The 13,248-nt window shown below is 64.0% G+C and carries 11 protein-coding genes; all 11 read left to right on the top strand.

Translation table 11 applies throughout. The features are described 5' to 3' along the window. Positions 1 to 57 precede the first annotated feature (57 nt). The 11 genes from argS to FJ426_RS15515 all read left to right on the top strand — a co-directional run bounded on the left by argS (position 58) and on the right by FJ426_RS15515 (position 13,242). Positions 58 to 1,815 (top strand): arginine--tRNA ligase, encoded by a 1,758-nt coding sequence (gene argS / locus FJ426_RS15565; RefSeq protein WP_140561518.1) that lies wholly within the window; start codon positions 58 to 60, stop codon positions 1,813 to 1,815. A gap of 103 nt (positions 1,816 to 1,918) precedes the next feature. Beyond that, the gene (locus tag FJ426_RS15560) at positions 1,919 to 5,287 is read left to right on the top strand and encodes an SPOR domain-containing protein (RefSeq protein WP_140561517.1); all 3,369 of its coding nucleotides are present in this window, start codon (positions 1,919 to 1,921) and stop codon (positions 5,285 to 5,287) included. A 125-nt stretch (positions 5,288 to 5,412) separates the two neighbouring features. Beyond that, positions 5,413 to 6,432, top strand: coding sequence for a beta-N-acetylhexosaminidase (gene nagZ / locus FJ426_RS15555; RefSeq protein WP_140517130.1), 1,020 nt, complete (start codon positions 5,413 to 5,415; stop codon positions 6,430 to 6,432). A gap of 60 nt (positions 6,433 to 6,492) precedes the next feature. Further along, positions 6,493 to 7,296 (top strand): ScpA family protein, encoded by an 804-nt coding sequence (locus tag FJ426_RS15550; protein ID WP_140561539.1) that lies wholly within the window; start codon positions 6,493 to 6,495, stop codon positions 7,294 to 7,296. Beyond that, positions 7,293 to 8,072, top strand: coding sequence for an SMC-Scp complex subunit ScpB (gene scpB, locus FJ426_RS15545; RefSeq protein ID WP_140555278.1), 780 nt, complete (start codon positions 7,293 to 7,295; stop codon positions 8,070 to 8,072). Before FJ426_RS15550 ends, scpB begins: the two co-directional genes overlap by 4 nt. Before the next feature lie 179 nt (positions 8,073 to 8,251). Beyond that, the gene (locus tag FJ426_RS15540) at positions 8,252 to 8,473 is read left to right on the top strand and encodes a twin-arginine translocase TatA/TatE family subunit (protein ID WP_015317533.1); all 222 of its coding nucleotides are present in this window, start codon (positions 8,252 to 8,254) and stop codon (positions 8,471 to 8,473) included. 86 nt (positions 8,474 to 8,559) lie between these two features. Then, the gene (gene tatB, locus FJ426_RS15535; protein WP_140495765.1) at positions 8,560 to 9,294 is read left to right on the top strand and encodes a Sec-independent protein translocase protein TatB; all 735 of its coding nucleotides are present in this window, start codon (positions 8,560 to 8,562) and stop codon (positions 9,292 to 9,294) included. After that, positions 9,291 to 10,154 carry a twin-arginine translocase subunit TatC gene (gene tatC / locus FJ426_RS15530; protein ID WP_140495766.1) on the top strand — a complete coding sequence of 288 codons (864 nt, stop codon included), beginning with the start codon at positions 9,291 to 9,293 and terminating at the stop codon, positions 10,152 to 10,154. The genes tatB and tatC overlap by 4 nt, the downstream gene beginning before the upstream one ends. A gap of 375 nt (positions 10,155 to 10,529) precedes the next feature. Then, complete coding sequence (gene serS, locus FJ426_RS15525; protein ID WP_140495767.1) at positions 10,530 to 11,834, top strand: serine--tRNA ligase; 1,305 nt, start codon at positions 10,530 to 10,532, stop codon at positions 11,832 to 11,834. After that, entirely contained in the window at positions 11,834 to 12,592 is a 759-nt protein-coding gene (surE, locus tag FJ426_RS15520) for a 5'/3'-nucleotidase SurE (RefSeq protein WP_140495768.1), read from the top strand. Before serS ends, surE begins: the two co-directional genes overlap by 1 nt. Continuing rightward, on the top strand, positions 12,589 to 13,242 hold the full coding sequence (locus tag FJ426_RS15515; protein ID WP_140551462.1) for a protein-L-isoaspartate(D-aspartate) O-methyltransferase: 654 nt from the start codon (positions 12,589 to 12,591) through the stop codon (positions 13,240 to 13,242). The genes surE and FJ426_RS15515 overlap by 4 nt, the downstream gene beginning before the upstream one ends. Positions 13,243 to 13,248 lie beyond the last annotated feature (6 nt).

Here is a 13,248-nt window from a genome sequence, read left to right as displayed (position 1 = left end):
GCTCGATTTTGCCGGCCAACAAGCCGGATTCCCTGCAAAGCCGCCAGAGTCATACCCATGAACATCTTCGCCGACTTCACCGCGCGAATCATAAAAGCCGTCGAAGCGCTTGATCTGAAAGCCAGTGACGGTGTTTCGCCCGATCTGTCGCGCATCGCCGTCGAGCCGCCGCGCGATGCCAGCCATGGCGATCTCGCGACCAATGCGGCAATGGTGCTGGCCAAGCCCACCGGCCAGAACCCGCGGGCGCTGGCTGAGCGCCTGGCGCTCGCGCTGCGGGACGACAAGGATGTCGCGGCCGCGGAGGTCGCGGGCCCGGGCTTCGTCAATTTGCGGCTCAGGGACGGTTTTTGGCAGGCACATCTCACGACGCTTCTGGGCGAGGGCCGCAATTACGGCCGCTCCAGCATCGGCGGCGGCAGGAAGGCCAATGTCGAATATGTATCGGCCAACCCGACGGGACCAATGCATGTCGGCCATTGCCGTGGCGCCGTGGTTGGCGATGCGCTTGCCAATCTGATGGCCTTTGCCGGTTACGACGTGATCAAGGAATATGTCATCAACGACGCCGGCTCGCAGATCGACGTTCTCGGGCGCTCGGCGATGCTGCGTTATCGCGAAGCGCTTGGCGACGAGGTCGGCGAGATCCCGGCCGGGCTCTATCCAGGCGACTATCTGGTCCCGGTCGGGCAGGCGCTGGCCAAGGAATTCGGCCGGTCCTTGCTGCAGATGCCGGACGAAGAGGCGCTCGCCATCGTCAAGGACCGCACCATCGACGCGATGATGGCGATGATCCGCGAGGATCTGGCGCTGCTCAACGTGCATCATGACGTGTTCTTCTCCGAGCGCACGCTGCACGCCGACAATGCCAGGAAGATCCGCTCGGCGATAAACGACCTGACGCTGAAGGGCCATATCTACAAAGGCAAGCTGCCGCCGCCCAAGGGCGAGAGGCCGGACGACTGGGAAGATCGCGAACAGACCCTGTTCCGTTCGACGGCGGTCGGCGACGACATGGACCGGGCGCTGGTTAAGTCGGATGGTTCGTTCACCTATTTCGCCGCCGACGTCGCCTATCTCAAGGACAAGGTCGATCGCGGCTTCGTCGAACTGATCTACGTGCTCGGCGCCGATCATGGCGGCTACGTCAAGCGGCTGGAAGCGCTGGCGCGGGCGATCGCCGGCGACGAGGTGAAGCTCACGGTTCTTCTGTGCAACCTGGTAAAGCTGTTTCGCGATGGCGAGCCGGTGCGCATGTCCAAGCGGTCCGGCGATTTCGTGACGCTGCGCGAGGTTGTGGAGGAAGTCGGCCGCGACCCCATCCGCTTCATGATGCTCTATCGCAAGAACGATGCGCCGCTCGATTTCGACTTCGCCAAGGTGACCGAGCAGTCCAAGGACAATCCGGTGTTCTATGTGCAGTACGCTTCGGCGCGCTGCCATTCGGTATTCCGGCAGGCGAGCGAGCAGTTGGGAGAGGCCAATTTCGATCGCAACAGTCTGGCGGCTGCCGTGGCGTTGCTGACCGACGAAGGCGAGATCGGCCTGATCAGGAAACTCGCTGAATATCCACGGTTGATCGAGTCGGCGGCACTTGCGCTCGAGCCGCATCGGCTGGCATTCTACCTCTACGATCTGGCCTCAAGCTTCCACGGGCACTGGAACCGCGGCACCGATAATCCGGACTTACGTTTTGTTAAGGTTAACGACCGACAATTGACGCATGCCAGACTAGGGCTGGTGCAGGCTGTTTCGGATGTCTTGACGTCCGGCCTGACGCTGATCGGCGCCGCGGCGCCCACCGAAATGCGTTAGGTTTGACTAAAAAACCTGTCACCTTTTGCCCACATTGCGCTGGTAAGGGCCAACCCTGCGCGACGTCCATGGCGTCCGAATGAGTGCGAGTTCGGGAACAATAATGGCAGACAGAACCCAGCTGAGAATAGCCGACAACAACGACATCGCCAACGATGATCCGTTCGCGGAACTGACCAGGATCATGGGGTTCGACCCGCGCCAGCCGGTCAAGCCACAGGCGCCCGCCCAACCGAAAGCCGCCGCTGATCAGCAGGCGCAGGAGGTCGATTTCGACATCGATCTCGAAAAGGAGTTGATGGGCGACTTCGACTTTGCCGAAGGCAACGCCGCGACGGTCGCCGATGTTGATGAGCCGGCGTTCGACGCCGCCGCTACCGACGGCATGGATGACGAACTCGCCATGGCGTTCGACGACATGCAGCTCGACGATGAGCATGGTGCCGACGACGCTGTTGCCGAGGCCGCGCCAACCGTCGATGCCGCTTTCGATACGGATTTCGACGATGCGGTAGCCAGCTCTCTCGATGGCGTTTCGCCGCTCGATGACGATCTGCCCATGGCGGACGAGCTTGCGGCATCGCTCGATCAGGACTTCCGGCTTGATGACGCGACCGATGCGGCCGAGCCCGCCTTGGCCGCCGAAGTGGCGGAGCCTGTCGCGGAGCCTACCGTCGACCATGAATTCGACGATGGCTTTGCCCTTTCGCTCGAAGACGAACTGATGCTCGATGGTCACGTGGCGGAGCAGCAGCCTGAAGCGGCCGCGGCTCCGGTCGAGCCTCCCGTCGAGGCGGCGCTGAACGCGAACCATGCGGTTTCCGAAGAGGATTTTGGCGATCGCTTTGATGACGCCACGGCTTTCGACGACGGGCTGGCGGATATCGATTTCGATCTGGCTGCCGATCACTCGGTCGCGACCGATGCGCCCGTGGCTGCGGAGACGGATGCGCTTGACGCGCATGACGTGACCGCCGAGACGGCAGATGCGCACGAAATGGACGGCGTGTTCGCCAAGGCGACGGATGCGGAAGGCGAGGCGGCAGACCTGGCCGCCGATGAGCCGCTGGACGATGCTTTCGAGCAGGATTTCAACGACGCGCTTGCCGAAGCGACGGACGAGCCGGCCGCTGAGCCTGTGGCTGCCCCCGTTCATCCGGCCGCCCCGGCTATGGCCGAACCGGTGCATGCCGCCGCCGTCGAGCGTAGCCTTGAAGACGAGTTGAACGCGCTGTTGGGCGCCATGAGCGCGCGCCCGGCGCCGGTGGCCAAGGAGGAGGTCGCGGTTCAGCAGCCTGTCGCCGCGACCGCGAAACCCGACGAAGAACCGGCGGCCGGTGACCTCGACTGGAACCTGGACGAACCTGCGGCGGCGCAGCAGCATCAGGCGGTCTCGGCCGCTGACGTCGATCTTGACGATCTCATGCTCGATGAGCTTCAGGACCAGGACCTCGGCGCGCATGCCGCTGCCTCTGAAGGCGATGATTTCGAAGCGGAACTCGCCGCAAGCATCGACCTGGCCGAAGGCATCGACCGGGATGAAGACGTCGCCGCGGATCCCGCCGCGCCGGAAACTTTCCGCGACGATCCCCTCGATTGGCTGACGATGCAGTCCACGCCGCCCGAGCCGGCCCGCTCGTGGAGCCGGGTTACGCCGGTCCCACAGCCGCAACAGGCGAGTTTTACCGCCCAGCCGATGGCTTCGGCGGCCCCCATGGCCGCGGCGCCGTCTGCCGCGGTCCCGACCTATCGTGCGGCCGAGCCTGCCGCTTATGCGGCGCCGGCCGCCGCACAGCGCGAGCAGTCCGCGTTCGATGACGAGATGCCCGATGTCGAGACCGTCGATGTGCCGGAGCGCGTCGTGGCGCTTCAGGATGATCTCGACATTCCGGAATTGCACTTCGAAGAGGATGAGCCGGCCGCGTCCGGCTACGACGATCTCGACGCCGAATTCTCCAATCTGCTGACCGAGATGAATACAGTGGATGTCGCTGCGGCTCCCGCAAACACCAGCGCGTCCTATGCCGACGACTCCTACAATACCGGCTTCAAGCCTGGTTACGATGCCTTTGAACAGGGGTATGAGGCTCCCAAGCCGGGTTATCAGGCGCTCAAGCCGGGCTATGAGGGGCTCAAGCCGGGCTATCAGCCCGAGGCTCGCACCTACGCGGCACGGCCGGCGGAAATGTCTGCCCGCGCGACAGCGCCGGCGGGCTATGCCGACGCCACCAACGGCTTCGACGTCGACGACTTGCCCGGCAGCCAGCCGGTTTCACAGGCCGACGATTTTGCCGTCGACGAGCTCGACTACGATCCCGAGCTGGACGAGGCGATGTCGGTTCCTGGTCTCGCCGAACGCGAGGCCGGCGGGTCGCCGCGCAGGCGCGGCCTGCTCATCGCCGCCATTGTCGGTGCAGTCGTTGTCACCGGAGGCATCGGCGCCTTCGCGCTGTCTCCGGGCGGCCAGGGCAGCAGTGACGCCCCGGTCCTGGTCAAGGCGGACAACGCACCGATCAAGGTCAAGCCGGAAAACCCGGGCGGCGCCGTGGTGCCGAACCAGGACAACAAGGTCTATGACGCGGTGGCCAAGGGCGCCAAGCCCGCCGAGCCGGTCCAGCAGAAGCTCGTCACCAATGTCGAGGAACCGGTCGATGTGGCGGCGAAAGATCCGGCTCGCGCCGTCGATCTCTCGCCCGACCAGACCGCAGCCGGCGCGGACGGCGACAGCGGCGATGCTCCGACTGCCGTTGCGGCGCCGGCCAACAACGCCGCGCCCGCAGCCAAGTCGGAGGACCGCATCGCGCAGGTTCTGCAGGATGTCGACAAGGGCGCAAATCCCGACGTCGTCGCCGTGGCGCCGCGCAAGGTTAGGACCATGGTGGTCAAATCGGACGGGTCGCTGGTGCCGCGTGAGGATCCGGCGCCCGCCGCACCGAAAGTGGCTGCCGTGGAGCCGGTCGATCCGGCGCCGCAACATGTCGCGCCGTCGGCTCAGGCCGATGCCGACCAGACCGGCACGGTGGCGCCGGACGCCGCGCAGGCGGACGACGAGCCAGCCCTGAAACCGGTGGCCGAGCCCAAGGCGGAAGCCAAGGCCCAGTCGGCCAACACGCCGGCCAAGGTTCCGGTCGCGCCGCAGCGCCCGTCCGACCAGCCGGTCGACGTGGTCGGCGAGGTCAAGCCCGATCAGGTTGCCTCCATCAGTCCCGCGGCGCCCTCGACCGGCGGCGGTTCGTGGTCGATGCAGATCGCCTCGCAGCCGACGGTCGAAAGCGCGCAGTCGACCTATCAGGATCTGCAGCGTCGCTATGGTGGCGTGCTTTCCGGCCGCACCGCCAACATCGTCAAGGCGGAGATCGCCGGCAAGGGGACTTTCTACCGCGTCCGCGTGCCCGCGCAGTCGCGCAACGATGCCATCAATCTGTGCACCAGCTACAAGGCTGCCGGCGGCAACTGCTTCGTGTCGAGGTAGTCATTCACCTCCCGTGTCGGAGGAGAGCAGTTTGAAAACCGGCGCGGCCTCAACGCCGCGCCGTTTTCTTTTTGCACTTTTCGACGTGATTCCCTTTGGCCGCGGAAGATTCTAGACTCGTCGGCATGACCGAATCAAAATCCATGATCCTCGGCTGTGCCGGGAAATCGCTCACCCGCGAAGAAATCAGTTTCTATCGCAATGAATGCCCGTGGGCCTTCATCCTGTTTGCCCGCAACATCAGCGAGACCGAGCAGATCCGCGATCTGGTCGCCGAGATGCGCGACTGCATCGGACGCCCGGACGCGCTGGTGTTCATCGACCAGGAAGGCGGCAGGGTGCAGCGGCTGCGGCCGCCGCTGGCGCCGAACTATCCAGCCGGCGGCGCGCTCGGTGCGCTGTGGCGCGACGACCATGACGCCGGAGCCCGTGCCGCCTGGCTGATGGCGCGGTTGCACGCTTTCGACCTTCTGCGCTACGGCATCACGGCGGATTGCCTGCCGGTGCTCGACGTGCCGATCGAAGGGGCGAGCGACGTCATCGGCGCGCGCGCCTATGGCAAGGAGCCGCGCCCGGTCATCGAACTCGGTCGCGCCGCGGCGGAAGGCCTGATGTCTGGCGGCGTGCTGCCGGTCATGAAGCATATTCCCGGCCATGGCCGGGCTTTCGCGGACACGCATTTCGAACTGCCTGTCGTCGACGCTTCGATGAGCGAGCTGCAGCGGCACGATTTTGCGCCATTCAGGGAACTCAACCACCTGCCGATGGCCATGACCGCGCATGTCGTCTACAGCGCGATCGATCCCAAGAACCCGGCGACCACCTCCGGCAAGGTCATCGACGAGATCATTCGCCGCGAGATCGGCTTCGATGGGCTGCTGATGAGCGACGACACCTCGATGAAGGCACTTTCTGGGGATTTCCCGACAAAGGCGGCCTCGATCCTTGCGGCCGGCTGCGATCTGGTCCTTCACTGCAACGGCGTTTTCGAGGAGATGGCGGGCATCGCATCGCGAACCAAAGGGCTTGAGGGCAAGTCGCTTGAGCGCGCAAACCGGGCAATGACCTATATAGAAAAACGCGACGCGGCTGAAGAAACCGAGATACGCGCCGAATTCGCCACCTATTTCGATGCGGTGGCCTGACAGAGGGAAGAACGGGACGTGGCGGAAGCATTGGAAAGCAAGGCCGGGAAGGCCGCACCGATGGACCGCCTGTGGGCCGAAAGCGATGATTCCCGGCTGACCGGCGATCCGTCGCTGGTCGTCGACGTCGCAGGATTCGAAGGCCCGCTCGATCTTCTGCTGCATCTTGCCCGCAACCAGAAGGTCGATCTCGCGCGCATTTCCATCCTGGCGCTGGCCGAGCAGTATTTGGCCTTCGTCGAGACGGCGAGGGCACTGAGACTTGAGCTCGCCGCGGATTATCTGGTGATGGCGGCGTGGCTCGCCTTCCTCAAATCGAAGCTTTTGATCCCGAAGCAGCCGGGCGAGGAAGGCGAAAGCGGTGAGGAACTGGCGGCGGTGCTGCAATTCCGGCTCAAGCGGCTGGAAGCCATGCGCGATGCATCGGCGCGGCTGGTCAACCGGAACCGGCTCGGCCGCGACGTGTTCGCGCGCGGCATGCCGGAAATGGTCATCATCGAGAAGCGCAATGCCTATTCGGCGTCGCTCTACGATCTGCTCACCGCCTATGCCCAGCAGCGGCAGAAGCAGGCAATCACCAATGTCACGATCGCCAGGCGCGGCGTCTGGTCGCTCAAGGACGCCCGCGACATCCTGACCAGGCTGATCGGAAGCTTGCGGGACTGGACGGCGCTCGACAGTTTTCTCGTCCAATATCTGTCCAGCCCTGAAGAACGGCGCACCGCGATCGCCAGCTCGTTCGCGGCGACACTGGAACTGGTGCGCGAGGGCAAGATGGATGTGCGGCAGGACGAGGTGTTCGCGCCGATCTATCTGCGCGATCACCGCGCACCGGCAATCAAGGCAGTCGAGGTGGCATCATGAGCGAACGCGCCAACGCTTCGGTTGTCCCGTTCAAAGTGGACAACGAACCGGAGGAGGGCGAGGTCGACCAGGCTTCGGTTCAGAATCCGACCCAGAATCCGGCGCAGAATCCCGCCGAGCGGCTGCATATGGCGGAGGCGGTGCGCATGGCCGAGGCGATCGTTTTCGCCAGTGCCGAGCCGGTCAGCGAAAAGCAGTTGGCCGCGCGCCTTCCCGATGGCATTAACATCGCCCTCGCGATGGCCGAGCTGCAGCAGATCTATGCGCGGCGCGGCGTCAACCTGGTGCGGGTCGGTGATGCCTGGGCGTTTCGCACCGCCGGCGATCTCGCCTTCCTGATGAGCCGCGACACCGTGCAACAGCGCAAGCTGTCGCGCGCGGCGCTCGAAGTTCTGGCGATCATCGCCTATCACCAGCCGGTAACGCGCGCCGAGATCGAGGACATCAGAGGCGTCGAAACCTCGAAGGGCACGCTGGATACGCTCTTGGAAACGGAATGGGTGCGCATGCGCGGCCGGCGCAAAACGCCGGGCCGTCCCGTGACCTATGGCACCACCGAAACCTTCCTCGACCATTTCGCGCTCGAGGAAATCCGCGATCTCCCCGGCATGGAGGAGTTGAAGGGCGCCGGCCTGCTTTCGGGCCGCATGCCGTCGAATTTCTCCATTCCGCAGCCGCCAGCCGATCCGGATGCGCTGACCGAGGACGAGGATCCGCTGACCGATATCGATCTCGAGGAACTCGGCCTGCTGACGCCGCGCGTCACGGAAGATTGACCACAAGCCCCTGTTCCTGGAGGCTTTCCCGGGCTAGATGCGCCGATTGGTAGCGGACCGCATCGCCGAAAATGCGTGACATCCGACACCCTTTCATAAACTCTGTCGCGGTTGTGTTTGAATCCCAACGCGAAAACGCATAGATCATCGCCAGGGAAACCATTCGAGAGAGAGTTGCTATGGGTTCATTTTCGATTTGGCACTGGATGATCGTGCTGGTCATCGTGCTTCTGGTGTTCGGCCGCGGCAAGATACCCGAGCTGATGGGCGACATGGCCAAGGGTATCAAGAGCTTCAAGAAGGGCATGGCCGACGACGACGTTGCCGACGACAAGCGTACCGTCGAACATCGCGCCGACGAAACCGTTTCGGCAGCGAAGGAAAAGGCCAGCAAGAGCTGAGCCAAGGGTTGTTGCTTTTGTGTGTGTCGTTGTCCCAGAACCGCTTCGCACTTTTGGGCGGCATGCATTAGTCGGAACGGATAGCCATGTTTGAAGTCGGCTGGACCGAAATGCTGGTGATCGCGATCGTTATGATCGTGGTCGTCGGGCCGAAGGATTTGCCCAACATGCTGCGCACCTTCGGCCGCACGACGGCGAAGCTGCGTGCCATGGCGGCCGATTTCCAGAAGCAGTTCAACGAGGCGCTGAAGGAAGCGGAGCTCGACGACGTCAAGAAATCGGTCGACGAGCTAAGGGGGCTCAGCCCGGTTGCCGAGATCAGGAAACAGCTCAATCCGTTCGAGCAGGCGGCCGCCGATGTACGTTCCGGCGTCGACGCGGCGATGAAGCCGAAGCCGGCCGTCGATACGGCAGCGCCCGCCGGCTCGGTGCCGCAGGCGGCCGAACCGTTGAAGAACGGCGCGACCACCATGCCGGGGCCCACTGAACCCGATACCGCGCCGGCCGCGCCGATCTTCCCAGTCATGACCGATGAATCGGTGGTGGCGTCCTCAGCGCCGACAGAGCTGGCGCCAAAGACACCTGCGGCAGGGAAAGCGGCCAAGCCCGCCAAGGCTTCGGCGAACGGCGCGAAAGCTTCCACGCCTGCGAAAGCGGCGACCGCCAAACCCGCGCCAGCACCCAAAGCGCCGGCGAAGCCCGTGGCGGCGTCAAAGGCTGCCAAACCGGCAGCAGCCAAGGCGGCGACGACCAAGGCCGAGGCGAAACCGGCTCCAGCGAAGAAGCCAGTGGCCAAAAAGACGGCGGGAGCCGCCAAGTGAGCGTTTCGGACAAGGAAAAGGACGAGATCGAGAAATCCTCGGCGCCGCTGATGGAGCATCTCATCGAGTTGCGCCGCCGGCTGATCTGGTCGCTCGGCGGCTTCTTCGCCGCGTTCCTGGTCTGCTTCTTCTTCGCCAAGAAGCTGTTCAACCTACTTGTCGTGCCATTCAAATGGGCGACGCAATGGGCGGGGCTCGACCCGCACAAGGTCGAGCTGATCTATACCGCGCCGCAGGAATTCTTCTTCACGCAGGTCAAGCTCGCCATGTTCGGCGGCATGGTGATCGCCTTTCCGCTGATCGCCACGCAGATCTACAAGTTCATCGCGCCCGGCCTCTACAAGAACGAACGCAACGCCTTCCTGCCGTTCCTGATCGCGTCGCCAATCCTGTTCCTGATGGGCGCCTCGCTGGTCTATTTCTTCTTCACGCCGATGGTGATGTGGTTTTTCCTCGCCATGCAGCAATCGGGCACCAACGACCAGGTGCAGATTTCGCTGCTGCCGAAGGTGTCGGAATATCTCAGCCTGATCATGACGCTGATCTTCTCCTTCGGCCTGGTATTCCAACTGCCGGTGGTGACCAGCCTGATGACGCGCGTCGGCATGCTGTCATCCAAGGCGCTGGCCGAGAAGCGCAAATGGGCGATCGTCATCGCCTTCGTCGTCGCGGCGGTGCTGACGCCGCCCGACCCGATGAGCCAGATCGGCCTCGCCATCCCGACCATCCTGCTCTACGAGGTCGCCATCTGGTCGGCGCGGATGATCGAACGCAGCCAGGAGCGCGAGCGCCTGGCGCGGGAGAAGCAGCAATCCGAGGAAGAGGTGGCGGAAAAGCCGGCAGACGCATCCTCCACATAGGGCAGGCGCGTCGCCCCTGCGGGCTGCCGGCCTCGGAATCGGTGCGCGGCCCGGTACCGATAGGAATTTTTTCTTGACTTGGTGCCCGCCGCTATGGTACATATTCGGTTATGGTGCTGATTTGCGCCAACGACCCGCCGCCGAGGCGGGTTTTTTATTTCTGGACTGTCGCGCTATCCCTCACCACTCGAAAGCGGGCTCGCGGCCCCTGCCGTCAGCAAGCCCGATCTTGCATCGATCAGAGATGCGGTTTACCCCCTCTGGCCTGAAACGCATCGCGAAACCGACGATGCGTTTCAGGCTATATTCTTGAGCATATCGTAGCGCAAACCGCCGCGCGCTTTGGCGGCAAGCTACCGCAGGAGCTTTCAGACCATGCTTGACATCAAATGGATTCGCGACAACCCGAAGGCCCTTGTCGAGGCGCTGGTCAAGCGCTCGTGGTCGGTCGAGGAAGCGCAGTCCACCGTCGATGACCTGATCGCCAGGGACGAGGCGCGGCGCGAACATGTTACCGAGCTGCAGACCAAGCAGGAACGCCGCAACGCCGCCTCGAAAGAGATCGGCAATGCCATGCGTTCGGGCGATGCCGCCCTTGCCGAAAAACTGAAAGCCGAAGTCGGTGAGATAAAAACCTTCATCCAGAACGGCGAGGCGCGCGAGCGCGAGCTCGACAAGGCGCTGAACGACGCGCTGGCGGTGCTGCCCAATGTGCCGCTCGACGATGTGCCGGTCGGCAAGGACGAGCACGACAACGTGGTCAAGCATATCGTCGGCAAGGTGCCGACCCGCCCGAACTGGGTGAAGGAGCATTTCGAGATCGGCGAAGCGCTCGGCATGATGGATTTCGAGCGTGCGGCAAAGCTGTCGGGCTCGCGCTTCACCGTGCTGAAGAGCGGGCTGGCGCGGATGGAACGCGCGATCGGCCAGTTCATGCTCGACCTGCACACGACCGAGCATGGCTATGAGGAAGTCATCCCGCCGCTGATGGTCAAGGACGATGTTCTTTTCGGCACCAACCAGCTGCCGAAGTTCGAGGAGGATCTGTTCTTCACGCCGCATGGAGATGGCAGGCTTGGCCTGATCCCCACCGCCGAAGTGCCGCTCACCAACCTCGTGCGCGAGGAGATCACCGCCCATGAGAAACTGCCGCTGCGCTACACCGCGCTGACGCCGTGCTTCCGCTCGGAGGCCGGCTCGGCAGGGCGCGACACGCGCGGCATGCTGCGCCAGCACCAGTTCTACAAGGTCGAGCTGGTGTCGATCACCGATCAGGAGTCCTCGCTCGCCGAGCATGAGCGGATGACCGAGTGTGCCGAGGAAGTGCTGAAGCGGCTCGAATTGCCGTTCCGCACCATGGTGCTGTGCACCGGGGACATGGGTTTTGGCGCGCGAAAAACCTATGACATCGAGGTGTGGCTGCCCGGCCAGAACGCCTATCGCGAAATCTCGTCCTGCTCTGTCTGCGGCGATTTCCAGGCCAGGCGCATGGAAGCCCGCTACAAGGACAAAGACGGCAAGGGCAACCGCTTCGTCCATACGCTGAACGGCTCAGGCACGGCTGTCGGGCGCGCACTTATCGCCGTCATCGAAAACTACCAGAACGAGGATGGCAGCGTAACCATTCCTGAAGTGCTGCGGCCTTATATGGGCGGGCTGGAAAAGATCGAATCGAAATAATGCGTATTCTCCTGACCAATGACGACGGCATTCATGCCGAGGGCCTGGCGTCGCTCGAGCGCGTCGCGCGCACATTGTCCGACGATGTCTGGGTGGTGGCGCCGGAGCAGGACCAGTCCGGCTATGCGCACTCGCTGTCGATCTCGGAGCCGCTGCGGCTGAGGAAAATCGGCGAGAAGCACTTTGCCGTGCGCGGCACGCCGACCGACTGCGTCATCATGGGCGTGAAGAAGATTCTGCCCGGCGCGCCCGACCTGATCCTGTCGGGCATCAATTCCGGCGCCAACATCGCTGACGACGTCACCTATTCGGGAACCGTCGCCGGCGCGATGGAGGGCGCGTTGCTCGGCATACGCTCGATCGCGCTCAGCCAGGGCTACAGCACTATCGGCGAGGACCGCGTCGTTCCCTACGAGACCACCGAGGCGCTGGCGCCGGCGCTGCTCAAGAAACTCGTCGCGACGCCGCTGCCGGACGGCGTGCTGCTCAACGTCAATTTTCCGAACTGCCTGCCTGAAGAGGTCGCCGGCACGGTGGTCACCTCGCAGGGCAAGCTCGTACACAGCCTGTGGGTCGAGGAACGCCGCGACGGGCGCGGGCTGCCGTACTACTGGCTGCGCTTCGGCCGCGAACCCGTCGAGGGCAAGCAGGGCACCGACCTTTTTGCGCTGCGCAATCGCCTGGTGTCGGTGACGCCGTTGCAGCTCGACCTCACAGCGCATGAGATACGTGACCAGCTGAGCAAGGCCCTTGCATGAACCTGCCGATCGATGACCGAGAAGGATTTGCCGCCTTCCTGCTGCGCCTGCGCGGCAGGGGGACCGTGCCGAAGGCGCTGATCGCGGCCTTCGAGGCGACACCGCGGCGCGGCTTCCTGGCCGCCCAGTTCCATTCCATCGCCTGGTCGGACCGCATGCTGCCGATCGAATGCGGCGAAGCGATCGAGGGCGCGGACATGCAGGCGGCGGTGATCGCCGCACTCGCCATCGAAGTCGGGAATCGCGTGCTCGAGATCGGCACCGGCTCCGGTTATACGGCAGCGGTCATGTCGCGCCTGGCAGGCCGGGTTGTCACCATCGACCGCTACAAGACGCTGGTCGAGCAGGCGCGGCAGCGCTTCGAGGCGCTCGGTATCGGCAACGTCATCGCGCGCCAGGTGGATGGTTCCTCCGGTTTGGCCGCAGAAGGCCCGTTCGACCGGATCGTCGCCTGGGCCGCCTTCGACAGCCTGCCGCGTTTCCTGCTCGACCAGTTGTCGAGCGGCGGCATCGTGATCGCGCCGATCGGACCGGAGGAGGGCGAGCAGGTGCTGGCCAAGCTCACCAAGGTCGGCAGCCGTTTCGAGCGCGAGGATATCGGCCTCGTGCGCCTGCAGCCGGTATTGCGCAGCCTGGCGGCCGTTATCTAGGGATTG

Origin of the sequence: Mesorhizobium sp. B2-6-4 (assembly GCF_006441495.1) — a bacterium.
Lineage (GTDB): Bacteria > Pseudomonadota > Alphaproteobacteria > Rhizobiales > Rhizobiaceae > Mesorhizobium.
This window is presented reverse-complemented; position numbering and strand designations above follow the sequence as displayed.

Bases quoted from the DNA above. Each gene is read 5' to 3' on its own strand.
- argS (WP_140561518.1), top strand. From the start codon at position 58: ATGAACATCTTCGCCGACTTCACCGCGCGAATCATAAAAGCCGTCGAA.
- FJ426_RS15560 (WP_140561517.1), top strand. From the start codon at position 1,919: ATGGCAGACAGAACCCAGCTGAGAATAGCCGACAACAACGACATCGCC.
- nagZ (WP_140517130.1), top strand. From the start codon at position 5,413: ATGACCGAATCAAAATCCATGATCCTCGGCTGTGCCGGGAAATCGCTC.
- FJ426_RS15550 (WP_140561539.1), top strand. From the start codon at position 6,493: ATGGACCGCCTGTGGGCCGAAAGCGATGATTCCCGGCTGACCGGCGAT.
- scpB (WP_140555278.1), top strand. From the start codon at position 7,293: ATGAGCGAACGCGCCAACGCTTCGGTTGTCCCGTTCAAAGTGGACAAC.
- FJ426_RS15540 (WP_015317533.1), top strand. From the start codon at position 8,252: ATGGGTTCATTTTCGATTTGGCACTGGATGATCGTGCTGGTCATCGTG.
- tatB (WP_140495765.1), top strand. From the start codon at position 8,560: ATGTTTGAAGTCGGCTGGACCGAAATGCTGGTGATCGCGATCGTTATG.
- serS (WP_140495767.1), top strand. From the start codon at position 10,530: ATGCTTGACATCAAATGGATTCGCGACAACCCGAAGGCCCTTGTCGAG.
- surE (WP_140495768.1), top strand. From the start codon at position 11,834: ATGCGTATTCTCCTGACCAATGACGACGGCATTCATGCCGAGGGCCTG.
- FJ426_RS15515 (WP_140551462.1), top strand. From the start codon at position 12,589: ATGAACCTGCCGATCGATGACCGAGAAGGATTTGCCGCCTTCCTGCTG.